This is a genomic window from Streptomyces sp. NPDC032745 (assembly GCF_055579465.1).
Genome location: NZ_JBVING010000009.1, coordinates 217043 through 242165, shown reverse-complemented (window position 1 = coordinate 242165; position 25123 = coordinate 217043). Strand labels below are relative to the sequence as shown.

Here is a 25123-nt window from a genome sequence, read left to right as displayed (position 1 = left end):
CAGGCCGAGCCGGCGGGCGATCGGGAACAGCGGGCTCATCCGGCGGAACAGCTTGCGGATCTGGGCCCGGGCGGCGTCGCCCTGCCAGTTGTGCGCGGCATGGCGCCGTCCACGGACACCAGCCCCGCGGCGCGGTCCGGGTTCCGGGCGGCCCAGTGCACGGCGAGCATGGCGCCGTAGGACCAGCCCACCAGGACCGGCCGGTCCACGCCCCTGGCCGTCAGGACGGCGTCGACCTCGTGCGCCACATCAAGGCGGTGGTCACAACCGCCCCGGACGACGCCCGCGCAGCCCTGCGCTACCTGAACGACAAGGATCTCCTGTCCGTCTGTGCCGGCTTTCGCCCCGATACCGGACGGGTGGCAGAACTGGCTGTCGCGGCCTCCACACACTGTTCCACGGCGCGAGGCCGGCACCCGGAGAGGGTGCCGGCCTCGGCCGTGTCCGCGGTGCCGGTGGGTGGTCAGCCGCGACGGACCCGTACGAGCCGGAAGGCGGCGTAGAGGGCCGCGGCGGCCAAGGCCAGGACGATGGAGGTCTCGATGAGCTGCGTCGGCCAGTAGTGCGAGGCCGGGTGGTAATCCGTATACCGGGCGATGATGTTCATGTCCGCCGGGCAGTCGCCGCCGCCCTGGGTCCGCCCGAAACAGGCGTCATAGGGCAGGCGCTCGCCCGAGGCGGTGAGGTATCCCGTGTCCATCAGCAAGGCGGAGTTCGGCATCAGGTGCACGGGACTTCCGGGGTAGGGCACGGTGCCGGTCTCCGTGGGGAGGAACGACCACCGCAGGGCGCCCAGGGCCAGCAGGGTCAGGCCGGTGAGGAGACCGGTGACCGCCATGGCGGCGAGGGTACGCCGTACCAGCTGGCCGACGAGGACTCCGAGGGCCACGCCGAGCAGGCAGTATCCGACGAGGACGGGGCCGGTGGCCTCGTACGCTCCGCGGTCGGCCCAGTGGAACTGGTAGGTCATGGACACCCGGACCCAGCCGAGGCGGTAGACGCCGACCAGCGCAGCCGAGCCGAGCGCCACCGCCGTCGCGGCGACGAGGACCTTCGCGCCGAGCCAGGCCTTCGGGGTGAACGACTGGGTGAGGGCGAGCCGCCAGGTGCCGCTCTCCAGCTCCCGGGCGGTCATCGGGCCGGCCACGAAGGCCCCGACCAGCAGCGGCAGGAACACCAGGCCCTTGCCTGCGAACTCCATGAACAGGCGCAGGGCGCTGTAGGCGTGGTTCGAGTACAGGGCGCCGTCGTGGGGGTCGGAGGCCCACGCGCGCAGGGCGAGCACCGCGGCGAGGCCGGCCACCACGAGGGCGGGCACGGTCCACAGTGCGAGCCGGTGCTGGCGGACGGTGACCCAGTACGGGCCCTTCAGGGTGAGCGCGCTCATGCCCGCACCTCCGCGGTGGCCGGGGAGCCCTCGGCGTCGAACGGCGGGGCGTCGGGGGAACGCAGGTGGGCGAGCAAGAGCTCCTCCAGGGAGGGGTGCGTCGTCTGCCAGGTCCCGCTGTCGACGGGGCCCCGCAGACGCACGAGTGCGGTGAGCTGGCGGCCCGTCGTCCGGGACTCGACGACGGTGTGCGCGGCGAGTTCGGCGGAGGCGGTGACGGGGCCGGTGAGCAGCCGGTGGGCCGCACTGACCTCGTCGATGGGGCCGGAGAGGCGGATCCGGCCGCCGTCGGCGAGGAGGAGGTGGTCGCAGGCGCCCTCCAGCTCGGTGAGGATGTGCGAGGACATCACCACCGAGGTGCCGTTCTCGGCGGCGTCGGCCATCAGCGTGCCCATGAGCTGGTGCCGGGCGAGCGGGTCGAGATCGGCCATCGGCTCGTCGAGAAGGAGCACGTCGGGGCGCTTGCCGAGGGCCAGGGCCAGGGCGACGCGGGTGCGCTGGCCGCCGGATAGCGTACGGACCTTCGCGTGCGGGTCGAGTGCCCCGGCGTCGACGATCCGCTGCGCCGCCTCGGCGTCCCAGCGGCCGGGGTTGAGCTCCTGGCCCATGCGCAGGGTCTCGCCGATGGTGAGCTGCGGGTAGAGGGCCTTGTCCTGGCCCACGTAGGCCAGCGCCTCGCGCGACGCCGCCGTGCGCAGGGTGCCCTCCGTGGGGAGCACGAGCCCGGCCGCGAGCATCAGCAGGGTCGATTTTCCGGCACCGTTGGGGCCGACGAGGGCGCACACCCGGCCTTCGGGCAGCCGGAAGGAGCAGTCGCGCAGCGCCCAGCCTCCCCGGCGTCCGTAGCGCAGGCCGAGGCCTTCCGCCTCTATCACGGTTTGCGTCATGCGTCGCAGTCCCCCTTGAAGTGTCGTTCCAGTACGGATGTGAAGAGCGCGGCCACGTCGTCCCGTTCCAGCCCGGCGTCCCGTGCCCGCCGTGCCCAGTCGGCGAGTTCGTCGCGCAGCGGGGAGTCGGCCGGGGCGCTGCCCAGCGACTTCCGGATGAAGGTGCCCAGGCCCCGCTTCGCCTCGACGAGCCCTTCGCGTTCCAGCTCGCGATAGGCCTTGAGGACGGTGTTCGGGTTGATGGCGGTGGCCTCCACGACCTCGCGTGCGGTCGGCAGTTTGTCGCCGGGCTCCAACAGGCCGAGGCGCAGGGCCTGTTTGGTCTGCTGGACGATCTGCAGGTACGTGGCGATGCCGCTACGCCGGTCGATGCGGTATTCCAGCACGCCAACACCACCCTTTCACTAGGTAAGTAGTGAAAGGGTGGTGCAAGGGTGGGTCGCCTGTCAACTCGTCCCGCTCGGCCCGGCCGCTTCCACCGGTCGGTGGAAGCGGGGTTCGACCCGTCGAGCCTGTCGGCGCGCGGGTTCGGCCGGCCGCCGGGGTTCCGCCGGGAGCGGCGCCGAAGCGGCGGGTTCAGGGCCGGGTGCAGCGCCGCTCGCAGCCCGACCGCGTCGGTGAGTTGCTCCGGGAGCTGCGGCGAGAGGTGCGGTGGGATCGGCTGAACCATGCGGGGCCTCCGTACTCGGGGTTGGCCCCTGCACGCTCGCCCCTCCCCGTCACCTCCAGGACGTGCTCGTCGGCCGCGTCCCGACGGGTGGCCCGGCGACTTCGTGCCGTGTCCCGCCGGGCGGGCTAGGCTCTCGCCTGCCTCCGGCCGTCAGTGTTCGGCTGCCGCTAACGAGCCCACTTCCCGGACCAGGTAGACCCCGGCAGTCGCGAAACTCTGGGAACCCGGACGGTCCGCAGTTGCACTTGCTGCGGGAGACTCGGCAGCGCAGCAGTTCCTCGTCCCTGCCCAGGTCCCAGACGCCGCCGACAACGCGGGCGTGCCCAAGTTCGCCTTGGGCGTGCCCACGCTGTCGGAGGGGGCATTTCTCCCCGCCGGGACCTGGTGACGCTGCGGTGTCAGTCGTTCCAGACGTCGCCCTTGAAGTTGCCACCAGTGCCCCGCTCGTAGTAACGCTGCCCGAACAGGCCGCCCACGCAGGTCTGCTGGTAGCGGTACGGGTTGGTGGCGATGGAGCCGACCATCACGCCCGTGTCGGCGTCCCACAGCTCGGCGCGGCCCCAGTAGCCGAGGGCCTTGTGCGTGCCGCCGAAGCAGACCCGGTGGTTGCCGTTGGCCGGGATGCTGCCGCTGGTGCACACCGTGCCGCCCCAGCTCTCGCAGGTCGCACTCGCCGCGCTCGCGGGCGAGGCGACGACACCGATGGCCACGACAGCCATGGTCGTGGCCATCAGGCCGAGACGGGCGAATCGATTCCTCTTCATGTCCGTTCCTCCGTCCGGTGAGCCGACTGGAGCCGGCCTCCACGAACGCAAACCTATGGACGGGCACACACCCCTCGGTATCTCATCCGTGCACGGTTGCGGGGCAGTCGGCAGTCACGGCTGCACGGTCGGGCTCACCGCGAGGGACACCTGCTCGACAGGGCGCTGCGTCCCGTACAGCGCGAGGAAGGCCAGCACGACCTCGTACACGTCCGGCCCGCCAGCCGTCAGCTCCTTGCCCAGCAGCGCCTCGGCGCTCCGCAGGTGCTCGCGGACGGTCTGGGGGTGCAGGCCGAGCCGCTCCGCCGTCGCCTCGACCCCGCAGTTGGCGCAGATCCAGGTCCCCAGCGTGCGGTGCAGATCGCGGGCGTCGGCCGCGATCGGGCCCAGGAGTCCCGGGCCCCTGCCCGGCCGCCATCTGTGCCGATCAGGGCGGGCAAGTCCGCTCCCGGGTCGTGGCAGCCCGGTGCCGTGGGCCGGTCCCGCAGTTGCAGGGCGACGTACAGGGCGGTGCGTACACGTACGTCGTCCAGGTCCGCGCCCAGGAGTTGACCCGCCCGCGCCATCCGTGACCGTACGGTGTTGCGGCTGACCCCCATGATCTTCGCCGTCCTCACGGCGGTGAACCTCAGCGCCAGGCCCACCGTCGACAGAAACTGGTCCCTGGTCCGCTGCGGTAGCGCGTCCAGCGGCCGGAGCAGGTCCGATGTCCAGCGGGCTGCCTCGGCGGCGGGCAGCAGATCCGCAAAGGGCTGCCCGGCACAGCCCGCGTCCCGACCTGCACACACCAGCGCTCGACGAACTCCCGATCGTCATCGTTCAACGCACTCCCGACCAGGACGCGCGCCACCTCGCCCTCCTGCGAGCGGTCGCGAAGCGCCCGCTCCAGCGTCTCGGCCACCGCCTCATGCGGCAGGTGCGGCAGCGCGGGCGGGTTCTCGAAGGGCAGATGAGAGCGCATCCCGCGAGCGTACGTGCCCCGGCCACAGCGGGACCGGGGCGAACGTTGTCTGATGCGTACTAAGTAGTGGGGAGGAGGCCGGCGACGAGGACGGCGAATTCCTCGGGGTCGATGATGCGAATGCCGAGTTCTTCGGCCTTGGTGCGCTTGGAGCCGGCCTTCTCGCCCGCCACCACGAGGGTGGTGCGCTTGGACACCGACGACGATGCCTTTCCGCCGGCCCGCTCGACCAGCTCATTCATCTCGTTCCGGGACAACACCGCAAGGGGGCCGGTCATGGAGCCGGTTACCACGACGGCCTGTCCGGCCAGCGGGCCGCCGCCCGCCGGGTACTCGCCGTCGTCTCCGTCGGTCGCGGGCTTCTGCGGCTCGGTGACCTGCGTGCCGACCTGCTGGGCCTGGAGTCTGTCGAGGAGCGGGGCGAGTTCGAGGAGTTCGGCCGCAATGACGCGGGCCTTCTCGGTGCCGATGCCGTCGACCCCGGCCAGCATGTCTGCGTCGGCGGCCCGGATCGCGGCCATCGAGCCGAAGTGGGCGGCGATCCGGCGGGACATCGTGCGCCCGGTGCCGCGGACACCGAGGGCGCAGAACACGCGGCTCAATGCGGCCCCGCGGGCGGTCTCGATCGCGGCCAGGAGGTTGGCGGCGCTGGTCTCGCCCATCCGCTCCAGACCGAGGAGCTGCTCGCGGGTCAGCGTGAACAGGTCGGCGACGTCCTTGACCAGACCGGCCTCCACCAGCTGGATCGCGCGCGTGCCGCCGAGACCTTCGATGTCGAGCTGGTCCCGGCCGGCCGCGTAGATCACCGAGGCCACGGCCTGACAGCTCCGGCCGCGCACGCACCGCCACCGCTGCTCGGAGGTGTCGATCGCGTCGCCACAGCGGGGGCACGCTTCAGGGAAGACGATCGGGCTCTCGGCGCCGGTGCGCTGGTCGACCAGCGGTGCCTCGACCCGGGGGATCACGTCGCCGGCCCGGTACACGAACACCTGGTCGCCGATCATGAGCCCGCGGCGGGTGATGTCGGACGGATTGTGAAGCGTGGCGTAGGTGACCGTCACCCCGTCGATGACCACGGGCTCCAAGACGGCGCGCGGGGCGATGATTCCGGTCCGGCCGACGTTCCACTCCACTGCCAGCAGGCGCGTCACCTTGTGTTCGGCCGCCAGTTTCCGGGCCACCGCCCACCTCGGGGCGCGCGAGCCGTTGCCGGCCTGCCGCTGGTCCTCGGCCGTGTCGGCCTTGACGACGACACCGTCGATCCCGAACGGCAAGTCTGCGCGCAGGCCGGCGATCACGTCGATGCGTTCCTGTACCTGCTCCACGGTCTCGCACCGCATCGGGGCGGCGGCCGTGCTGGCGGCCGTGTTCGCGCCGAGCGCGGCCAGGTTCTCCAGCAGAGCGACGTGGTCGAGGTCGTCCATGCCGATCGCGCTGTAGGCGAAGAAGGTCAACTCGATCCGGTAGGGGCGGTCCTTGGCCCGCAGGGTGCCGGCCGCTCCGCTGCGCGGGTGCGCGAAGGGTGTGGCCGCGTGGGCGAGCCGGATCCGGTTGGCCTCCTCGAACTGCGCGGTCGTCAGCAGCACCTCGCCGCGCAGCTCGACATCGATCGGCTTGGTGAGTACCGGCGGCAGGCCGAGGACGGCGTCGGCGGCGTGGGTGATGTCTTCGCCGGCCAAGCCGTCGCCGCGGGTGAGGACCTGAACGAGCCGGCCACCCCGGTACCGGGCGGCCACCGCGAGACCGTCGAGCTTCGGCTCCACACACCACCCGGCCACAGGGTGCCCGAGACGCCGTTCCAGCCCTGCCGCCCACTCGGCGAGCTCGTCGGCGTCGAAGACGTTGTCGAGGGAGAGCATCGGCACCGAGTGCGGCACGTCACCCTGCACAGCCCCGCCCGCCACCTTCCCGGTCGGCGACTCGGCAAGCACCTCGTCGGGGTGGGCCTCCTCGTAGGCCGCGATTGCGCCCAGCAGCCCGTCGTACTCGTCGTCACCGAGCGGGGTGGTCCCGTCGCCGTAGTACGCGGCCGACGCCGCCACGGCGGTGGTCACGGCCTCCACGTAGGCGGCAGAAGAGAGCAGGGCACTGTTTTCGGTCATGAAGGTCATCATGCTGCCCCGCACTGACAACGCCACCGCCCGACCCCGCCCTGCCGCGGCACGCAACCGAACCGCCCCGGGGCAGCGGGTGGGAACAGCAACGGTCTGCTGATCAGCACCGCCCTCGCGGCCGATCGATCGCCCGGACCGAAGACGGCTCTCGGCGGGTCGCACAGCCGCACGCCGTGACCTGCGGAGATGCCGCCGTTCCGACATGTGGCGCGAATCCGGCCGGCTGGCCATGAGGGGGGTATGGTCGTCCGGTCACGGACAACCATCGGATCGTCCGCTCAACCCAGGGGAACCACCATGACTGACCTGAACTCGCTGCGGGCAAGCCTTGCGTCCGGCGAGCACGAGTTCGCCGACACCCTGGCCTTCGTCGCCGCGCATTACGAGTATCAGCCGCAGGCGTTCCGCAACGGGGAACTGGAAAATGCCGCAGGTGAGAACGAAGGTTCCTGCAAGTCGCTGGGACTGGCCCTGCTGGAAGGGCTGAGCGACCAAGAGGCGCTGCTGGCATTCGGTGAGCACTATCGCAGTGTGCTGGCGACGCCGAACGACACTGATCACGGCAACATTCGCAACCTCATGGCCCATGGCCTGGCAGGGGTGCGCTTCGCCGGGCAACCGCTGGCCCGCAAGAGCTGAAACAGCCAAATCCGGGCGAGCAGCAAAAGTCACCTCCACCACCCCGTCCTGAAGGCCCCGCCTCGTGCCGCAGTCGCAGGCAGCACTGCCTACAGCGGCGGCGCGGGTTCGGGCCGGGGCTTGTCAAGGCCAGCGCCGCGCACGGCCAGCATGTGCTCGCAGCGTCGGCCGGCGGTGTGACGGCAGCGCGGTTGGACTTCATCGTGGAGCTGAAGAACCGCTTCCCGTCGTGCGACTGGGGGGTGGCCCCAGGTAAAGGTCTCGTAGCCGCGCATCGCCCGCAGCATCATGCGGGCTGCGTAGCCCTAGCCTTGCCCAGAGCGCGAGCGGGTTCCCGGGCGGCAGTCGCTGGTGTGGACGCGGGTCGGCTGCCGCTGGACGCCGATCCCGTACTCGATCCACCACCGCGACGGTTCTGGGGGCGGCCGTCGGCGCGCGACTTCGGCCTCTGCTTCCCGCACCTCTTGGATCTTGGTGTCGACGCGTTCCAATCAGTGGAATGCGGACCAGACCCGCCAGGGCCAGCAGTCCCAGCACCGTGGTACTGCCGGCGGCGAGCACCACCGCACCCGCCGTCAGCAGCAGCGTGGCCGGACGCGGCTCCAGGTGATCCGCCAGCCTACGGGCCCCTGGAGCGGCGAACAGAGGCAAGAGCAGCGGGAGACAGACGGCCAGGTGCACGGCAGACCTCGCCCCTACCGACCCGTGTCCAGGTCGCCGCCCAGCAGTCGGCGCAGCAATGCCTCGTCTCCGCTGGACAGGTCGTCGACGAAGCGAGTGAGTACCCCCTCGCGATCCTGTGCCTCTTCCATCGCCCGGCGCATCTTCCGTGCGGCGAACCCCTGTTCGTCCGTAGTGGGGGCATAGGCGAAGGCCCGGCCGTGCGCCGCCCGGGTGAGCATGCCCTTGTCGTACGAGCGGGTCGGAATCGTCACCACCGTGCTGTACGCCAGGTCGCCGCCGATGCGATCCAACACCCCCCGGGGCGCGAGCGGTCCGGAGGCCGACCGGAGCACGGCAAGCGCCTCGGCCTCCCGCATCCCGTTGGCCAGGCGGCGGTCCCCTTCGTGCACGGGACCGGGGTGGTCATGCCCGTCCACTGTTGGCTGCCTCCTTGCTCATCCTCTACAGTCACCCTCGGCTTCTACACGCGTGTAGACGGTGAGGTCTTCCCCGAGTGTGCCATGGCCGCTCTCCCCCGACTCCCCCGACTCCCCCGCCTCCACCGCCTCCACCGCCTCCACCGCTGCGACCGGATCGTGCACCGGCCGGGGCCACGGCCCCGCCTGACGCTTCACCACCAACACATCGGACCAACCTCAGGGGCTGACGAATTGAGCACCATCGGCATCGGACAGGCGGCGATCCTCGGCGTCGTCGAAGGGGTCACCGAATTCCTGCCGGTCTCCTCCACCGGACACCTGAAGATCACCGAGGGGCTGATGGGCATTCCGGTGGACGACAAGGCCGTCGTCGCCTTTACCGCCGTCATCCAAGTCGGAGCCATCGCCGCGGTCCTGGTGTACTTCTTCAAGGACATCGTGCGGATCATGAGCGCGTGGGGGCGCGGCCTGGTCGACCGCGAGGAGCGGTACCACCACGACTACAAGTTCGCCTGGTGGGTCATCTACGCCACCATCCCCATCGTGGTCGTGGGACTGGCCGCCAAACCCCTCATCGAGAGCACGCTGGCCTCCCTGTGGGTGGTGGCCGGCTCCCTGATCGTCGGCAGCGGCCTCATGTGGGCCGCCGACCAGATGGGCCGCCACAAGCGCGGCGAGGACGACACCGGCCTCAAGGACGCCATGCTGGTGGGCAGTTCACAGATCCTCGCCCTGCTCTTCCCCGGCTTCTCCCGCTCCGGGGCCACCATGTCGACCGGCCTCATCCTCGACCTCGAACGCGTCGCCGCCACTCGCCTCTCCTTCTTCCTCGGCATCCCCGCCCTGACCGGCGCGGGCCTGTACGAGCTCAAGGACGCGGTCGGCGCAGGCGTGGACACCCTCCCGCTGGTCGTCGGCACCGTGGTGTCCTTCGCCGTCGCCTACGCCTCCATCGCCTGGCTGCTCAAGTTCGTCGCCAAGCACTCCTTCAACGCCTTCGTCATCTACCGGATCGCCATCGGAGTCCTGCTCTTCGGCCTTCTCGGTACTGGGGTCCTCACCGCCTGACAGCCGCCTCGGCTTCTGTGGGGTCCGGCCGCGGGCCGGACCCCACAGACTTCCACCCCTCGGAGCGGGGTCTGACCCCGATCACCGGCAACGTGTCCGGCCGAGCCCCCCGCCCGCGGCCGTCAGCCGTCAGGGTCGCCCTGCGTCCGGTCACTCTCGGGTGACGGCGCCCTTCGCGAAAGGGAGTGACGGTCGTCACCGTCGTGCGCGCGAGCTCCTCCGTCAGGCTCCGCTGCACCGGCCCTGTCGCCTGGGGCCCCGCCGCTCCCCACAGCGCCGCGAGTACGCATACCTCCAGTTCTGCGGCTGGTCTGCGGTCGGCTGGTGACCCGGCCATTGAGCTCACCCTTATCCCGCGATCGTCTACAGTGAAGTAGACCATCGCGGGATGGTGGTCGCCTAGATGTTCCGCCCGGTCGCCTTCCGCCTGGCTCCTGTGAGAGGCCCCACCTGCATGGCCGCTTCCGTCCACGCCGCAACCAACCTCGCGGTCAACCTGCTCGACGCCCATTCCCTCCTCGCCACCTTCGGGGTGAGCGGCATCGCGGTGGTGCTGTTCGCCGAGACCGGGCTGCTGGTCGGTTTCTTCCTGCCCGGGGACTCACTCCTGTTCACAGCGGGCCTCCTGTGCGCGGGTACGGCGGACAAGAGCGCCACGCTGTCGCTTCCTGCCGTGTTGGCCGCCTCGGTGGTCGGTGCGCTGGCCGGCGCTCAGTGCGGATACCTCATCGGGCGTCGCGCGGGCGGAGCCCTCCTCACCCGCAGCCGGTCGGAGCGTCTCCATGAGGGCGCCCAGCGTGCGGAGGAGCTGCTGGAGAAGTACGGGCACGCCAAGGCGATCATCCTGGCGCGCTTCGTCCCCGTGGTCCGTACGGTCCTCAACCCGCTCGCCGGCGCCCTGAACATCCCGGCCCCTGTCTTCACTCTCTGGCAGGTCGCCGGCGGTCTCGTTTGGACGGTCGGCCTGGTCCTGGCCGGATACGCGCTCGGCTCGTCCATCCCCAACGTCGACCGGTACCTGCTGCCGATCGTCGCCGTCATCGTCACCGTGTCCCTGGTGCCCCTGGCGATCGAACTGCTCCGTTCCCGACGGGCGGGCCAGCACCGGAACGGATCCGTTTGATGACCCCCGCGTACGACGGTTCGAGCGTCGACGGCTCCGCCTACACCGACGTGGTCGACCTCGCCCACCGGGCGCCGGGCTGGCTGGATACGCTGATCTCCACCTGGTCCAGCTACGGCCTGGCCCTGTTCGCCCTGCTGATGCTGGCGGGATGGTGGCGGGCCCGCCGCGCCGACACTCCGGCCGTGGTCACTGCCCTCGCGGTTCCGCTGATCACCCTCCTCGCCTTCGGCATCGACCTGCTGGTGAAGCTCGCCGTCCGCGAGGACCGGCCGTGCCAGACCCTGGGGGTGCCCACGCTGGAGGTGTGCCCCGCACCGGGCGACTGGTCCTTCCCCAGCAACCACGCGGCCCTCGCAGCCGCGGCCGCCGTCGCGCTGCTCTTCGTATCGCGTCGGCTCGGCGCTGTCGCCGTGGTGGCCGCCGTACTGATGGCCGCCTCCCGAGTCTGGGTCGGCGTCCACTACCCGCACGACGTGACGGCCGGCTTCCTCGTCGGCGCACTCGTGGCCGCCTCCTCGGCCTGGGCCGTCCGACGCAACCAGAACATGCTGGCCGACCGGCTGAAGAGCAGCCCTGTGCGTCCGCTGCTGGCCGCCACGTGACCCGCTCCCGACTCGGACGCCGAGCCGGGTGGCTGGCCTTGGCCGCCGCCGTGCTCTTCGCCCTGCTGGCGGTGTGGGTCGTACGCGCCCCGGATCATCTGCTGCCCGCCGACGTGGACCTGCACCGCTGGTCCGTGGAGCACCGGCCGGCCGTCGCATCGGCGCTGGCCCGCATCGTCACCGACACCGGTACCGGCTTCATCCCGTACGTCCTGCTCGTGCTGGCCGGCCTGTACGCAGGGCGCACCACCCGTCAACGCGCCATCACGGCCGCCGCGCTGCTCCTGTGCCTGGGTGCGGGGCAGACCCTGCGGTATGCGGTCATGACGTTGATCGCCCGCCCCCGCCCCGTAGTTGAGGACTGGGCGACGCCCGCCTCGGGCTGGTCCTTCCCCTCGGGGCATACGAGCACCGGCGCGATGACTGCGGGGCTCCTGATCGCCGCGTTGTTCCTGCGCGGTTCCAGGGTGCCCCGCACCGCGGTCGCCTTGATCGGGTTGTGGGGTGCGGTGGTCGGCCTCACGCGCGTCTACCTCGGAGTCCACTGGTTCACCGACGTCATCGGAGGCTGGCTCTTCGCCACCGCCTGGCTGTCCCTCCTCACCTTCGCGTACCTGTCACGCACCGGTGACCGGCCCGCGGCAGGCGGCTGACGTGCGGCAGCGCATCCTCGTCGTCGAGGACGATCATGCGCTGCGGGACGTGCTTCTGCGCGGTCTGCGCGACGAGGACTTCGACCCGGCGCCCGCACCGGACGGGGCCCGTGCCCTGCGGATGGCCGGGGACGGCTTCGACGCGGTCGTCCTGGACGTCGGCCTTCCCGATGCGGACGGGAGGGACGTCTGCCAGGCCCTCAGGGCGCGCGGGTTCCCGGGGCCCGTCGTTTTCCTGACGGCACACCACCACCTCACTGACCGGCTGACCGGGTTCGCCGCCGGAGCTGACGACTACCTCGCCAAGCCCTTCCACCTCGCCGAGCTCGCGGCCCGCCTGCGGGCGGCCCTCAGGAGGGCGAGCCCGCGGCCCCCCGCCACGACAGGGGACCTGCTGCTCGATCCGGTCCGCTACACCTGCGCCGTCTCGGGAGCCCCCGTGGATCTGACCCCGACCGAGTTCCGGCTGCTCGCGGTGCTCATCGCCGCTGCGGGCGGCCTCGTCACCCGCCGTGAACTCGTCCGGGCCGGCTGGCCCGAGGGAGCCCACGATGCTCGGCGGCCCGACGAACTCGCCCGGCTCGGCAGCTCGCTGGACGCCCTGCTCGACGGGTAGAGGCGGAGATCCGACCACGGCTCGAGGCCCGGCCGGAGTTCAGTCGGACAGGCGCTCCCCCTGAGCGATTTCGACCCCGCGGTGCAGCCAGATCGCCCCGGCCAGGGAGGAAGTGCCCGCCATGGTGCACAGCAGGGCCATCGCCAGCAGCGCAGGCGCCATGCGCCGGGCGGGCGCCTGGGCGAGCAAGGCCTTCACCCGCGCGGGCACGGGTCCGGTAACAGCGCCCGCCGCGAGCACGGACCCCTCGGGCCGCACGCCGCCACGGGTGGCGGCCAGCGCCGCACGCCCCACGGCCCGCGCGGTGAGGGTCCGGTCGCCGGTGGCACGGGCGGCCGATTCGTCCGCGGCGCGTTCGGCGGCGAACGACACCTGCGGGATGACGGCGGCCAGCGCCGGGTGGCACCATCCGGCGAGCTGCGCCGCGGCGAGGAAGAGGTGGTGGCGCGCGGCCAGGTGGGCGCGCTCGTGGGCCAGGAGCGCCTCACGCTCGTGCAGGTCCAGGGAGCGCAGCATGCCACTGGTCACCACGACCCGACCCGGGCCCGTCAGACCGGGCAGAACGTAGGCGTCCGGGCGGGAGTCGTCCAGGACGCACAACCCTCCGACGTGCGGCAGGTGGGCGACATCGCCGTGGGCGGTACGCAGGCGCTTCGCCTCGGACCATCCGCGCCGCAGCACGGTGAGGCCGGTGATCGCGACGATACCGGCGGACAGTACGGAGACCCCCAGGGTCAGAGGCGCCGGACCCGCCTGGAGCGGCTGGATCAGGTGAACGAGGGCGGCCACGGGCGGGATCGTCAGAGCCAGCGGCAGCAGCAGGACACCCAGGCACGCCACGACCCCGACGGCAAGCGCCACGGCGGCGGCGGTGATCGCCCACAGCGCGACGTCGGGCCTCACCCGGCCGGCCGCGCGCCGGGCGAGCGGCGGCAGGATCCAGGGAAGGAGGAGGGGGACGATCAGGAGCGCGATCACCGATCGCCTCCCTCCAGCAGGCGCCTGAGCTCCGCCTCGTCGTCGGAGCTGAGCCCTTCGACGAAGCGGGCAAGGACCACGCTGCGGTCGCCGTCCTGATCGAGCTCACGGTGCATCCGGCGAGCGGTGAGGCCGTGCGCGTCCTCCACCGCAAAGTACAGGAAGCCCCTCCCGCCCGGGTTCCGGTCGATGACGCCCTTCTCGTACAGCCGGGCGAGGAGCGTCGCCACCGTGGTCCGGGCCAGCGGCTGCGGTATCGCCTCCCTCACCTGCGCCGCAGACTGCGGTTTGCCCGCGGCCCACAGGGCTGCCAGGACGCTGGCCTCCAGCTCGCCCGCCGGGCGGCGTTCGCCCGCTCTGTCGGTCATGGAACCTTCCTCTCACGGAGATCGTCTACAGTGAGGTAGACCGACTACTGTCCCGTAGACAGAGAGTAGGCGGACCGCATCCGAGGCGGTCCCCAGTCTCTTGCCTGCGGCGGTGAGCCCCACCCCGACCACCATTATCGATGGGACCGTCCGATGCCCCTCACTCAGCTCGCCGCAGCACCGCCGGTACACCTCGCCGTGAACGTGCTCGACGCCCAGTCCCTGCTCGCCGCGTTCGGAACGATCGGCATCGCGGTCATCCTGTTCGCCGAGACCGGCCTGCTCCTCGGGTTCTTCCTCCCCGGCGACTCGCTGCTCTTCACCGCCGGACTGCTGTGCGCGGGCTCGGCCGCCTCTCCGGGGCACCTGTCACTGCCCTGGGTCCTCCTCGCCTCGGCGGCCGGCGCCCTCGTCGGCGCGCAGACCGGCTATCTGCTGGGCCGGAAGGCGGGGCCAGCGTTCCTGACCCGGACCAAGTCCCGCAAGATCAGCGAAGGCTCCGCCCGGGCCGCGGAGATCCTCCAGCGATACGGGTACGCGAAGGCGATCGTCCTGGCCCGCTTCCTGCCGATCGTGCGGACCGTGCTGAACCCCCTCGCCGGAATCCTGAACGTGCCGGCCCGCACCTTCGCCCTCTGGCAGGTCCTGGGCGGTCTGCTGTGGACCATCGGCCTGGTCCTGGCCGGGTACGCGCTCGGCGCCTCCGTACCCAACGTCGACCACTACCTGCTCCCGATCATCGCGGTCATCGTCGCCCTCTCCCTCATCCCGGTCGGCCTGGAGCTGCTGCGCTCCCGGCGCGGTGCCCGCGCCGACGGCAGCGCCTGACGCCCGCTCGCCGGCAGGGCGGCATGGGCGACGGGTCCATCGGGAGCCACGCCCGACCCGACCGGACCCGCACGGTGACATACGCTCCTCGACACCAGACCGACTGAGGAAGGAGCGGCGATGCGGATCGTCATCGAGGACATCCCAGATGACCTCGGCAGTGAAATCGCCCTCGGCGTCCTCGCGCTCGTCGCCCGCCACGCCCCCGTTGCACCCGGCACCGACGGCGCCACCGTGCTCATGGAGAGCGACTGGACCCCCGAGCGTGCGGCCCACCTGGTGCGTGACCTGCCGGCCCGCGCCGTCAACGTCCTGCGTCACGTCGTCGACGGCTCCGGCTGGGCCTGCGTGGAGACGCTACGCGGCCCCAACGGCGAAGAGGCCTGGAAGGGCGTCAACATCACGCTCGCGAACGCCGTTGCCCGCGGCGCCCGGCGCGGGCTGTGGCCGGCCGGTATCCACGTCCCCCTCACACCCACCGCCCACCCTGACGAAGACCGGCGCATCCGTGGCTACGCCATGCCCAGGGCACTGGTCACCGTCTTCACCGAGGCACTGAAAACCGTGGCCGGGGAGATCTCACGGCACCCCTGAGGTCAGCATGACCTCAGCCGCTCACGGGCTGGAGACGAGCTCGGCGGTGGACCCGCGAGCCGTCAGCCGACCGGCATCCAGCAGGTGCACGGTGTCGGTGTACGCGGCGATCAGGTGGAGCTCGTGGGAGACCACCACGGTGGTCAGACCGCGTTCGGTGCTCAGGCGGGCCAGCAGGTCCATGACCGTCACTGCGGTCTCGGGGTCGAGGGCGGAGGTGATCTCGTCGCAGAGCAGGTAGCCGGGATCGGTGGCGAGGGCGCGGGCGATGGAGACGCGCTGGCGCTGGCCACCCGAGAGCTCGCCGGGATAGCGGGCGGCAAAGTCAGTGGGGAGTTCCACCTGTTCCAGGAGTTCGCCGACCCTCCCTGCGATCTGCGGCCGGGATAGTCCGCTGTGCAGGCGCAGGGGCCTGGTGAGTGCGTCGCCGACGGTCCGCGAGGGGTTCAGGGCGTCCAGGGGGTTCTGCGGGACCAGCTGGATCCGCCGGTGGTGCTCGCGCCGGCGCTTGCGGGCGGTGAGGGCGAGCGGGTGACCGTCCAGCGTGAGGTCGCCGGAGTCGGCGGGGTGGAGTCCGGCCAGGATCCGCAGCAGGGTGGTCTTGCCCGAGCCGGAGGGTCCGACAATTCCGGTGGCGGTCCCGGGGGCGGCACTGAAGTCGACGGCGTCGAGAGCCTGGTGGCGGCCGGCACGGTGGATGAAGGCGACGCTGACGCCCTGTGCCCGCAGCCCTTCCCCGTCCGCCTTGGTGGCCGGCGCCGTGGGAACGGCGTCGGGCCCGGCGGCCCGCTGGGACGCCAGGTGCGCGGCCTGTGGTGCTGTGAGGCGAACGACATGGTCCGCGCAGGCTTCGACGAGTTCGGGGTCGTGGCAGGCCATGACGACGGCCAGGCCCCGGCTCGTGGCCAGGTCGCGGAGCAGTTCGGCGATCTCGTCGCGCAGGGCGGAGTCGAGTCCGGCGGTGGGCTCGTCGAGGAGGAGGATCTCGGGGGTGCGGGCCAGGGCCCGGGCCAGGGCCACGCGGCGCTGCTGGCCGCCGGATATTGCGGTGGGCCGCCGGTCGGGGAGGCCGTCGTCGACCGGGAGGCGGCACTCGCGCAGGAGGCCGAGCACGGCCTCGGCGCTCGGGTCGGTGGCGGTCTCGGCGACGATGTTGCGGATCTTCATGCGGGGGTTGAGGGCGGAGCCGGGGTCCTGGCCGACGTAGGCGATGCGGTGGCGGCGCAGGTTCCGCAGCTCCGCTGGTGCCAGTACGTCGGGCCGGTGGCCCAGCACGTCGAGGGTTCCGGCGGTGACGGCCGCGCCATCGGGGAAGTGGCCGATCAGTGCGCGGAGCAGGGTGGTTTTGCCGGAGCCGGAAGGTCCCGTCAGGGCCGTGATCTGCCCGGCCCGGACGGTCAGGGATGCCGGATGCAGCAGGACCGGTCCGCCGGGTATGGCGATTTCGAGGCCGGCGGCCGTTGCCACAGGGGGGTCCGTGGCCAGGGTGGATCGGGGGGCCGGGGCGGGTGCGGTGTCGCTCACGGGGTGGTGACCGCCTTGAGTGCGGAGCGGGAGGCGAGGGAGGCCGAGGCGAGGTTGAAGCTGATGGCGAGGACGGCGATGGCCAGGCTCGGGGCGAGGACGGCCCAGGGGTTGAGCAGGATGCCGGGGGCGTTCTCACGGATCATCAAGGCCCAGTCGGCGGCCGGGGGTTGGGGGCCGATCTGGAGGAAGCCGGCCATCGAGATCACGTAGACGGCTTCGACGAACCGCAGTCCGAACAGGACGAGCACGGTGGCGCGCAGGTTGGGCAGCAGTTCCCGCAGGGCGATGTACGTCGGGCTCTCCCCGCGGGCGGTGGCGGCTTCGACGTACCCCGCGGAGGCCAGGGGCGCGGCGGCGGAGGCGACGATCCGGACGGCGTACGGGGTGCCCAGGACGATGGCGGCGGCGGTGACGGCCCAGCGTCCGCCGCCGGGCCAGGCCAGGGCGATCAGCATGATGCCGAGGACCGGCGGCAGGAGGATGAAGACGTCGGCGGTGCGCTCGATGGCGCTTCCCAGCCGGGGCCGCAGGGCGGCGAGACAGCCCACCACGGTGGCAACGGCGGTGACGACCACGGCAATCAGCAGGGCACCTGCGATGAGCGCGGTGCCGCCGTGCAAGAGGCGGCTCAGCACATCACGCCCGAGCTGGTCCCCGCCCAACACCGCTCCGTCGCCGGCGGCCGCGTACGGCGCGGTGACGGGCTTGTCGAGCGGGTGAGCGGCGAGCCACGGACCGGTCAGGGCCAGGATGACCAGAAGCAGGCCGGGTCCGATGCGCCACAGTGTCCGAGCCCTGGTGCGGGCGGGTCGGGCGCTGTCGGCAGCGGCGGTGGCGGGGACGGCGGTCATGAGCGTGCTCCCAGGATGCGGGCGCGCAGCAGATCGGCGGCCAGCAGAACGAGGCTGATGGCGGCTCCGGCGCACGCGACGACTCCGGCGATCAGCGGGGTGTCGCGACTGCTGACCGCGGAGGCCAGGACCGCGCCGATGCCGGGGTAGTTGAAGAGGGTCTCCACGACGACGGCCCCGCCGAGCAGCATGCCGGTGGAGGTGGCGACGCCTGTGGCGATCGCGGGGACCGCTCCGGGCAGCGCGTGCCTGAGCACCACCTGGGCCAGGGGCAGTCCGTCGAGGTGGGCGGCTTCCACGTGCGGGGTGCGGGCCTGGTCGGCGAGGGCCCCGCGGACGATGCGGGTGTTCCAGCCGGTCTGTGGGATGACCAAGGCCAGGACCGGCATGATCAGCATCGTCCAGCTGGCCGGCGAACCGTCAGCGCCGGTGAGGGTGACGGCGGGAAGCCAGCCGGTCCACAGCGACAGCACGAGCAGCAGGGCCACCGAGACGACGAACTCCGGTATCGCGAACGCGGCGGTGGAGGTGTGGCCGATGACGCGGTCGGTGAGGCGGCCAGGACGGGTGGCTGCCCAGCAGCCCAGGGCGAGGGAGGCGATGACGGTGAGCACGAAGGCGGTGCCGCCGAGGATCAGGGTATTGGGCAGGGGATCGGCGAGCAGGTCGGTGACCTTCTGCCCACGGGCACTCGTGCCGAGATCCCCGGTCGGCAGGGCCGTCATCCAGTCGGCGAAGCGTTCCCAGACGGGCCGGTCGAGGCCTAGAAGGTGCCGGCGGGCCTCGACGTCCGCGACACTGTCGCCGCGTTCCGAGCTGGCGCTCGCGGCGTCACCGGGGAGCAGTTCGACGGCGGCGAACACCACGGCGAGCAGGATGACCAGCATGAGGGCGCGCCGGGCGACGGCGGCTGCGAGACGCAGCGGCAGGCGGGCGCGCCGCGGCGCTGTGGCCGCCCCCGTCACCACGGGGGCGCCCACAGCGCGCTGCTGGGCCGTGCGGCTCAAGCCAGCCACGCGTTCTCGAGCTGGACGCGGCCGTAACCGGGCAGCGTGGGAAGGCCCTTGACCTTGGCGGCGGCCAGGTCGATGCCGTCGGCCATGCCCCACAGCAGGTAGCCGGAGCGCTCGTACTCGATCTGCTGGAGCTCCTTGAGGGCGGCGGTGCGTTCCTTCTCGTCCGCGGTGGAGATGGCCTTGCGGTAGGCGGCGTCGAAGCCGGGGTCCGCCCAGCCGGCCTCGTTCTGGCCGGCCTCGCTGGCCATGGTCTTGGAAGCGAAGAAGATCACCGAGTCGTTGGTGCCCCAGTACGTGGTGTAGAAGTCGCCGGTCTTCCAGGTCTTGTCCCAGAACGCTCCGGACTCCTGCTTGACGACCTCGACCTTGATGCCGGCCTCGCGGGCCTGGTTGGCGAACAGGGTCGCGGACTCGGCGAGTCCGGAGATGTCCTCGGTGGTCACCAGGGAGTAGGTCTTGGACAGGTCGAAGTTGGCCTCGGCGAGCAGCTTCTTGGCCTTGTCCAGGTCGCGCTTGCGCTGGGGGATGTCCTTGGCGAAGGCGGGGTCGCCGGTGCCCAGGATGTCGTTGGCGACGGTGCCGTAGCCGGAGAGGACCTGCTTGACCATCGCGTCGCGGTCGACGACCAGGCGCATCGCCTCGCGCACCCGCGGGTCGGCGAACGGGCTGCCGGCGGCGGTGCGCATGACGATGGGCATCGCCATGTCGTTGGGACGGCGCAGGACCTGGATGTCCTTGCGGGTCTCTGCGGTACGGGCCGCGACGGCACCCACATTGGAGGCCACGTCGATCTGTCCGGCGAGCAGGGCGTTGGCCATCGCCTGCGGGGTCTCGAACATGGTGACCTCGATGGCGTCGAGGTGCACGGTGCCGCCGTACCACTTCTCGTTCTTGACCAGGCGGGCGTTGCCGCCCCGGTACCAGTCGAGCTTGAAGGGTCCCGTGCCGGGGGCCTTGTCGAGCGCGTCGTCGGCGGTGTCCTTCTTCATGACGAAGGTGGTGAGCCGCGTCAGGAGGGGGAAGTCGGCGTTGGCGTAGTCCGAGACGATGACGACGGTGTCGGCGCCCTCGGCCGTGATGCTCTCCGGGCCCTTGACTCCCGGCAGGCGGGAGGCTCCCGACTTGGTGTTGCGCAGGCGGCGCAGCGACCAGACGACGTCCTCGGCGGTGACCGGGGTCCCGTCGTGGAAGGTGGCACCCTGGGCGATCTTGAACTTCCAGGTCTTCAGGTCTGCCGAGTGCTCCCAGGAGGCCGCCAGGCGCGGCACGGTGTTGGACTTCGCCCCGGGCATGGCGAGGGTGTCGAAAACCAGGGCGATGACCAGATAGTCGCTCTCGTTGGCCTGCGTACCGTGCGGGTCACGGGTGATGGCGCCGGCGCGGCCCAGCGCACCGATACGCAGCGTGCCGCCGCTCTTCGGCTTTCCGTCCCCAGCGGCCGCCTTGTCGGTGCCTGCGTCACCGCTCCCCGAAGAGCAGGCGGCGAGCAGCGCTGCCGCGCCCATCGCTCCGCCGGCCCACAGTACTTGGCGCCTGTTGAAGTTCACTTACGTCCTCGATCCACTGAAGAAACAGGGGAGATGCTTAGGGTTGCCTACCCTAATGACAACCATTACCGCAAGTCGCTGACCGCAATGGGATGCACGTCCGAATATCGCCCTCGCATGACCGACGAGTAAGGTTTGCCTTACCTCAGTTTGATGTTACGGTTCGGGTCGTTCGCCGGTTCCGCAGATCCACGACAGGACCCCAACCACCCGTCGCATCTAGCTAGTTACGCACTTCCGCCGCCCAATCGCGGGAGACCGTACCGAGAACCGCGGATCCCCCTGCCATCCGACGAAACGGATCTCTTCGCCATGAGCACGGCAGCCGCACCCGTCCGTGAGCTCGACGCCCAGACCGTGGGTGAACTTCGCCAAGCCGCTGCGAACATCCTTGCCGAGTTCGGCACTTCCGCCACGAGTCCCCAGCTCCTGGCCCGCGTCGCCGAGGTCGCCCAAGGCTTCAGCGAGACCCTGCGCGAGCTCTGCCGCCCCGTCGACACCGCCGACGGCCTCTTCGTCCTGCGCGGCCTCGACGTCGACGACGAAGCCATCGGTGACACGCCCTCGAGCTGGGCCAGCGCCGGCGACAGCGGCGCCGTGTACGACATCGCCCTGCTTCTTCTCGCCACCGTGATGGGCAACCCCATCGCCTGGGAAGGCCAGCAGAACGGACGCTTCGTACACAACATCGTCCCCTCCCCCGGCCACGAGACCGAACAGACCGGCGCCAGCAGCACCGTGCTTCTCAGCCCTCACACCGAGGACGCCTTCCACCCCGGCCGCGCCCACCTCCTGATGCTCGGCTGCATGCGCAACCACGACAACATCGCCACCACCGCCGCCAGCATCCGAAAGACCCAACTCGCCGACGAGGACATCGATCTCCTCACCGGGCCCACGCTGCCGATCCTCCCCGACGACGCCTACGAGGAGGCCCAGGGCTACGCCGACCAGGCCCCGCCCGTGGTGCCGACCCTGTTCGCGACCGACGACGGCATGACGCTGCGCTTCGACCCCGCGTACACCCCGCTGGACGACGCCGACGAGGCCTACCGCTCCGCATACGGACGCCTCTCCGACGAACTGGCCCGTGTCTCGGTCGCCGTCAGCCTCAGCCCGGGCGAAATCCTGGTCGTCGACAACGACCTCGTCGTCCACGGCCGCGTGCCCTTCCGGGCCCGCTACGACGGCAGCGACCGCTGGCTCAAGCGCGCCTCCGTCCGCGTACCCGGCCGCCGCACCCGCCCCGAGGCCGAGGCCGACGAGCACGGCTACGGCCAGAGCGCCCTCGAAGCACACGCGAGCTGACCACCCGCCCCGCACCCGGAGGAAGACCACCATGACCGAGACCTCGGCCGCCCCCGCCAACGCCGCCGTATCCGGCGACGACAAGCACCTGCGCATCCTGTCCACCACCGACCTCGCCGGGATCGACATATCCCTGGCCGACGTGGTGGCCACCGTGGAGGGCGCCTACCGCACGCTCCAGGCCGGCCAGTCCGACAACCCCCGGAAACTGACCGTCAAGCCGCAGGACGGACACTCGGTCTCCTACGCGATGCTCGGCCGCGACGGCTCCCGCGAGGTCGTCGCGATCAAGACCTCCTACAAGCACGGCCTCGACAAGGGCCGCGAGGAGCAGCACTACTACACCGCGCTGACGATCTACGACGACGTCACCGGCCTGCCCGTCGCGATGATGGACTGCTCCCGCATAGGCTCCCTGCGCACCCCGGCCGTCTCTGCCCTACTGGCCCGCGAACTCGCCGCCCCCGGCGCCCGCAACGCCCTGGTCATCGGTACCGGAACCCAGGGGCGGCTCGCGCTGCCCTTCCTGCTCACCACCCTGCCGGACCTGGACCGGCTGATGCTGTCCGGGTCGCACCCCGAGGGCATCGCCGCGGTCCGGGAACAGCTGCGCACGTACTTCCCCGACCGGGACGTGGAGATCGTCACCGACCTGCGGGCCGCGGCCGCGGATGCCGACGTCATCGTCGCCACCGCCGGCGGGCACACCCAGGCCGCCGTGGAGGCCTCCTGGCTCAAGCCCGGCGCGCTGTCGATCCTCGTCGGCCATGGTCTGGCGCCCTCCACCCTGCACGAGGCCGACCGCGTCATCGCCACCAGCGAGGCGCAGATGAACGTGACGGGCACGGACATGGCCGACGCCGAGGGCAAACTCCCGGCCGTCGACTCCGAGTTCCCGCCCGTCCTCGCGGGCGAGAGCGCCGGACGCACCGGCTCGGCCGAGCGGATCTTCGCCTACAACAGCGGCCTCGTCGTCACCGACATCGCCCTCGGCCACCGCTTCGCACAGCTCGCCCTCGCGCAGGGCCTGGGCACCGAGGTCGCGCTGTGGCAGTGAACGGCCGCCCCCTGCCCACCCTCCCGGTGCTGCCCGACGCAGCCACCGATCAGGTCCTTGCCTGCGGCTTGCTTCCCGAGCTGGCCTACGCGTTCGGCGGCCCCTTCCACTTCCTGCTGCCCGACGCCTTCGACGCCAACCTGCGGGCCATGCAGGGCGCGCTCGCAGCGGCCGGGGTCGACGGCTTCGTGTACTTCGCGAAGAAGGCCAACAAGGCCGCGCTCTTCGTCGAGCGCGCTGCGGCGGGCGGGGCCGGTGTGGACGTAGCCTCCGTGGCCGAGCTGCGCGAGGCCCTCGGCCACGGCGTGCGCGGTGAGCACCTCGTCGTCACCGGTCCCGCCAAGGACCCGGCCCTCCTCCAGCTGGCCGTCCAGCACGGGGCACTGGTCGCCGTGGACTCGCTCGACGAGCTCGACACCCTCGTCACCATCGCCTTGACCGGTCAGATCCGGCCCTCCCGGATCCTGCTGCGCGTTCTGCCGCCGGCCCAGCCGCACAGCCGCTTCGGACTCACCGAAGCCGAACTGGCCACAGCCCTGGACCGGTGCGTCCAGGCCGGGGACGCCATCCGGATGGAGGGGTTCAGCTTCCATCTGTCCGGCTACGCCCTCCAGCCGCGGGCCGACCTCGCAGCCCGCCTCGTCGAGTTGTGCCTCAAGGCCCGCGTCCAGGGGCTGGAGGCCTCGCGGATCAGCATCGGCGGCGGTCTGCCCATCAGCTACACCGACGGGGACAGCTGGCACACCTTCCTCGCCGAGCACAAGAGCAGCCACTACCACGCGGGCAAGACGTTCCACACCGGGGACTTCTACCCGTACCACTCTCCCCTGGCCGGCGCCGACGCCCTGGCCGCACTGCTCGCCACCCAGCCCGAAGGCCACGAGCAGTCACTGGCCCGGCTTGTGCGGGACGCGGGCGTCCTGTTGCTCCTGGAGCCGGGACGGGCACTGCTGCACCAGGCAGGGGCGACGGTGTTCCGGGTCCAGGGCGTCAAGGAGCGTGACGGATACCGGATCCTGACCGTGGACGGGACGAGCCTGAGCCTGTCCGAGCAGTGGTTCAACAGCGAGTACCTGCCCGACCCGATCCTGATCCCCCAGGACCCGGGCAGCCCCGAGGGCGTCTTCCCGGCGAGCGTCGGAGCGGCCACCTGCCTGGAATCAGACATGCTCACCTGGCGGAAGATTCCTTTCCCCCGCCGCCCGCACACCGGCGACCTGCTCGTCTACCCGAACACGGCCGGCTACCAGATGGACTCCAACGAGTCCCCCTTCCACGACCTGGCCCTGCCGCCCAAGGTCGTCGTCGATCGCACCGACCAGCCGCGCCCGCGCTGGCGCCTCGACCGCCACTTCACCTGACGCACAGCGCCCACGCGCATCCCTCCGCCTGCTGCCTGCCGCCTCCCACACCCTTCTGGAGTTACCGATGCCCGGAGCCCTTACGCGCCCCGCCGTGGTCTCCCGCGTGTCCGATCTCATCGGCTACACCCCCCTGCTGGAACTGGCCTCCACCGAGACCGGCAGCCGCCTGCTGCTGAAACTCGAGATGTTCAACCCCACCGGCACGGCCAAGATCCGTATGGCACGAGCCATGATCGACGCCGCCGAGCGGTCCGGTGAGCTGCGGCCAGGCGGCCGGATCATCGAGTCCACCTCCGGCAACACCGGCCTCGGGCTGTCGGTGATCGCCGCTGAACGCGGCTACACCTTCACCGCCGTCGTCGACAACCACGCCTGCGTGGACAAGCTCCGTGGCATGAAGGCGCTCGGCACCGAACTGGTCTACGTCGTCGACGACGGAACCGAGGAACTCGCCACCGCCGCCCGCGAGGAACTGGCCGAGGACATGGCCCGCGGCCAGGACAACACCATCTTCACGGAGCAGCACAACAACCCCGCCAACGGCGTCGGCTACTTCCCCGTCGCCCACGAACTCGTCGAAGCCCTCGACGGGAAGATCGACGTTCTCATCGGCGCCGTCGGCACGGGCGGAGCGCTTTGCGGCACGAGCCGGGAGCTGACGAAGCTCATGTCCGGCTTCACCGTCATAGGCGTCGAGCCCAAGGGCTCCATCGCCTTCGGCGGACCCGCCCACGACTACTACCAGTCCGGCACCGGCACGCCCGAGGGTGCCGAGATCGGCGCGCTCGTCGACTTCGACCTCATCGACGAGGGCGTCAAGGTCGGCGACGTCGAGGCCTTCGCCACCTGCCGCGCCGTCGCCCGTACCGGGCTCCTCATCGGTGGCTCCGCAGGCGGCGTCGTCTACGAGGCCCTGACCCGGCTGCCCACCCTGCCGCCGGGCACGACTATGGTCGCCCTCGTCAACGACGGTGGCGAGAAGTACATGGACACCGTCTTCAACGACGAATGGTTGCAGGACCGCGATCTCCTCAACGCCGAGGCCGAGCGGGAAATCGACGAGCTACTCACCAAACTCCGCGGGAACCGATAGAC

General features: G+C 71.2%; 26 protein-coding genes. 12 read left to right on the top strand and 14 right to left on the bottom strand.

Features of this window, described 5'->3' with window-relative positions:
- Window positions 1-35: 35 nt before the first annotated feature.
- The 7 genes from ACZ5WG_RS24320 to ligA all read right to left on the bottom strand — a co-directional run bounded on the left by ACZ5WG_RS24320 (window position 36) and on the right by ligA (window position 6780).
- Window positions 36-248: an alpha/beta fold hydrolase gene (locus ACZ5WG_RS24320; RefSeq protein WP_468725858.1), complete on the bottom strand. Its 213-nt coding sequence runs from the start codon at window positions 246-248 to the stop codon at window positions 36-38.
- A 215-nt stretch (window positions 249-463) separates the two neighbouring features.
- Complete coding sequence (locus tag ACZ5WG_RS24315) at window positions 464-1387, bottom strand: ABC transporter permease (RefSeq protein ID WP_468725856.1); 924 nt, start codon at window positions 1385-1387, stop codon at window positions 464-466.
- On the bottom strand, window positions 1384-2274 hold the full coding sequence (locus tag ACZ5WG_RS24310; RefSeq protein ID WP_468725855.1) for an ABC transporter ATP-binding protein: 891 nt from the start codon (window positions 2272-2274) through the stop codon (window positions 1384-1386). Before ACZ5WG_RS24310 ends, ACZ5WG_RS24315 begins: the two co-directional genes overlap by 4 nt.
- Entirely contained in the window at window positions 2271-2660 is a 390-nt protein-coding gene (locus tag ACZ5WG_RS24305; RefSeq protein ID WP_468725854.1) for a GntR family transcriptional regulator, read from the bottom strand. Before ACZ5WG_RS24305 ends, ACZ5WG_RS24310 begins: the two co-directional genes overlap by 4 nt.
- Before the next feature lie 682 nt (window positions 2661-3342).
- Window positions 3343-3708 carry a hypothetical protein gene (locus tag ACZ5WG_RS24300; protein WP_468725852.1) on the bottom strand — a complete coding sequence of 122 codons (366 nt, stop codon included), beginning with the start codon at window positions 3706-3708 and terminating at the stop codon, window positions 3343-3345.
- A gap of 114 nt (window positions 3709-3822) precedes the next feature.
- Entirely contained in the window at window positions 3823-4056 is a 234-nt protein-coding gene (locus ACZ5WG_RS24295; RefSeq protein ID WP_468725980.1) for a helix-turn-helix domain-containing protein, read from the bottom strand.
- Between the two features lie 672 nt (window positions 4057-4728).
- Window positions 4729-6780 carry an NAD-dependent DNA ligase LigA gene (ligA, locus tag ACZ5WG_RS24290; RefSeq protein ID WP_468725978.1) on the bottom strand — a complete coding sequence of 684 codons (2052 nt, stop codon included), beginning with the start codon at window positions 6778-6780 and terminating at the stop codon, window positions 4729-4731.
- 300 nt (window positions 6781-7080) lie between these two features.
- On the opposite strand from ligA, the gene ACZ5WG_RS24285 reads away from it, so the two are divergent.
- On the top strand, window positions 7081-7422 hold the full coding sequence (locus ACZ5WG_RS24285) for a HopJ type III effector protein (RefSeq protein ID WP_468725850.1): 342 nt from the start codon (window positions 7081-7083) through the stop codon (window positions 7420-7422).
- Between the two features lie 695 nt (window positions 7423-8117).
- On the opposite strand, the gene ACZ5WG_RS24280 is transcribed toward ACZ5WG_RS24285, so the two are convergent.
- A complete protein-coding gene (locus tag ACZ5WG_RS24280; RefSeq protein ID WP_468725849.1) occupies window positions 8118-8522 on the bottom strand; it encodes a BlaI/MecI/CopY family transcriptional regulator in 405 nt (134 codons plus the stop codon).
- 234 nt (window positions 8523-8756) lie between these two features.
- Here ACZ5WG_RS24280 and ACZ5WG_RS24275 point away from each other — a divergent pair, with 234 nt between their 5' ends.
- The 5 genes from ACZ5WG_RS24275 (at window position 8757) to ACZ5WG_RS24255 (ending at window position 12590) form a co-directional block, all read left to right on the top strand.
- Window positions 8757-9593: an undecaprenyl-diphosphate phosphatase gene (locus ACZ5WG_RS24275; RefSeq protein WP_468725848.1), complete on the top strand. Its 837-nt coding sequence runs from the start codon at window positions 8757-8759 to the stop codon at window positions 9591-9593.
- Between the two features lie 454 nt (window positions 9594-10047).
- Entirely contained in the window at window positions 10048-10716 is a 669-nt protein-coding gene (locus tag ACZ5WG_RS24270) for a DedA family protein (protein ID WP_468725847.1), read from the top strand.
- Window positions 10716-11321, top strand: coding sequence for a phosphatase PAP2 family protein (locus tag ACZ5WG_RS24265; protein ID WP_468725846.1), 606 nt, complete (start codon window positions 10716-10718; stop codon window positions 11319-11321). Before ACZ5WG_RS24270 ends, ACZ5WG_RS24265 begins: the two co-directional genes overlap by 1 nt.
- Window positions 11322-11359: 38 nt before the next feature.
- Window positions 11360-11974, top strand: a complete 615-nt coding sequence (locus ACZ5WG_RS24260; RefSeq protein WP_468725844.1) for a phosphatase PAP2 family protein — start codon at window positions 11360-11362, stop codon at window positions 11972-11974.
- Window position 11975: 1 nt separating this feature from the next.
- Window positions 11976-12590 (top strand): response regulator transcription factor, encoded by a 615-nt coding sequence (locus ACZ5WG_RS24255; RefSeq protein ID WP_468725842.1) that lies wholly within the window; start codon window positions 11976-11978, stop codon window positions 12588-12590.
- Window positions 12591-12629: 39 nt separating this feature from the next.
- Here the strand turns inward: ACZ5WG_RS24255 and ACZ5WG_RS24250 are convergent, their stop codons facing one another.
- Together ACZ5WG_RS24250 and ACZ5WG_RS24245 are read right to left on the bottom strand one after the other, a co-directional pair.
- Complete coding sequence (locus tag ACZ5WG_RS24250; RefSeq protein WP_468725841.1) at window positions 12630-13568, bottom strand: M56 family metallopeptidase; 939 nt, start codon at window positions 13566-13568, stop codon at window positions 12630-12632.
- On the bottom strand, window positions 13565-13936 hold the full coding sequence (locus ACZ5WG_RS24245) for a BlaI/MecI/CopY family transcriptional regulator (protein WP_468725839.1): 372 nt from the start codon (window positions 13934-13936) through the stop codon (window positions 13565-13567). Before ACZ5WG_RS24245 ends, ACZ5WG_RS24250 begins: the two co-directional genes overlap by 4 nt.
- Window positions 13937-14089: 153 nt before the next feature.
- On the opposite strand from ACZ5WG_RS24245, the gene ACZ5WG_RS24240 reads away from it, so the two are divergent.
- Window positions 14090-14764, top strand: a complete 675-nt coding sequence (locus tag ACZ5WG_RS24240) for a DedA family protein (protein WP_468725837.1) — start codon at window positions 14090-14092, stop codon at window positions 14762-14764.
- Window positions 14765-14884: 120 nt separating this feature from the next.
- Window positions 14885-15358: a hypothetical protein gene (locus tag ACZ5WG_RS24235; protein ID WP_468725836.1), complete on the top strand. Its 474-nt coding sequence runs from the start codon at window positions 14885-14887 to the stop codon at window positions 15356-15358.
- Between the two features lie 21 nt (window positions 15359-15379).
- On the opposite strand, the gene ACZ5WG_RS24230 is transcribed toward ACZ5WG_RS24235, so the two are convergent.
- From ACZ5WG_RS24230 to ACZ5WG_RS24215, 4 genes are read right to left on the bottom strand one after another with little or no spacing between them, the layout of a single operon-like run.
- Window positions 15380-16825 carry an ABC transporter ATP-binding protein gene (locus ACZ5WG_RS24230; RefSeq protein ID WP_468725835.1) on the bottom strand — a complete coding sequence of 482 codons (1446 nt, stop codon included), beginning with the start codon at window positions 16823-16825 and terminating at the stop codon, window positions 15380-15382.
- Between the two features lie 53 nt (window positions 16826-16878).
- Window positions 16879-17736 carry an ABC transporter permease gene (locus ACZ5WG_RS24225; protein ID WP_468725833.1) on the bottom strand — a complete coding sequence of 286 codons (858 nt, stop codon included), beginning with the start codon at window positions 17734-17736 and terminating at the stop codon, window positions 16879-16881.
- Entirely contained in the window at window positions 17733-18752 is a 1020-nt protein-coding gene (locus tag ACZ5WG_RS24220; protein WP_468725832.1) for an ABC transporter permease, read from the bottom strand. The genes ACZ5WG_RS24225 and ACZ5WG_RS24220 overlap by 4 nt, the downstream gene beginning before the upstream one ends.
- Window positions 18740-20299, bottom strand: coding sequence for an ABC transporter substrate-binding protein (locus ACZ5WG_RS24215; RefSeq protein WP_468725830.1), 1560 nt, complete (start codon window positions 20297-20299; stop codon window positions 18740-18742). The genes ACZ5WG_RS24220 and ACZ5WG_RS24215 overlap by 13 nt, the downstream gene beginning before the upstream one ends.
- Window positions 20300-20611: 312 nt before the next feature.
- Here ACZ5WG_RS24215 and ACZ5WG_RS24210 point away from each other — a divergent pair, with 312 nt between their 5' ends.
- The 4 genes from ACZ5WG_RS24210 to ACZ5WG_RS24195 all read left to right on the top strand — a co-directional run bounded on the left by ACZ5WG_RS24210 (window position 20612) and on the right by ACZ5WG_RS24195 (window position 25121).
- Window positions 20612-21607, top strand: a complete 996-nt coding sequence (locus tag ACZ5WG_RS24210) for a TauD/TfdA family dioxygenase (RefSeq protein ID WP_468725828.1) — start codon at window positions 20612-20614, stop codon at window positions 21605-21607.
- 31 nt (window positions 21608-21638) lie between these two features.
- Window positions 21639-22664: an ornithine cyclodeaminase family protein gene (locus tag ACZ5WG_RS24205; RefSeq protein WP_468725827.1), complete on the top strand. Its 1026-nt coding sequence runs from the start codon at window positions 21639-21641 to the stop codon at window positions 22662-22664.
- The gene (locus ACZ5WG_RS24200) at window positions 22655-24025 is read left to right on the top strand and encodes a Y4yA family PLP-dependent enzyme (RefSeq protein ID WP_468725826.1); all 1371 of its coding nucleotides are present in this window, start codon (window positions 22655-22657) and stop codon (window positions 24023-24025) included. The genes ACZ5WG_RS24205 and ACZ5WG_RS24200 overlap by 10 nt, the downstream gene beginning before the upstream one ends.
- Window positions 24026-24092: 67 nt before the next feature.
- Window positions 24093-25121 (top strand): cysteine synthase family protein, encoded by a 1029-nt coding sequence (locus ACZ5WG_RS24195; RefSeq protein WP_468725824.1) that lies wholly within the window; start codon window positions 24093-24095, stop codon window positions 25119-25121.
- Window positions 25122-25123 lie beyond the last annotated feature (2 nt).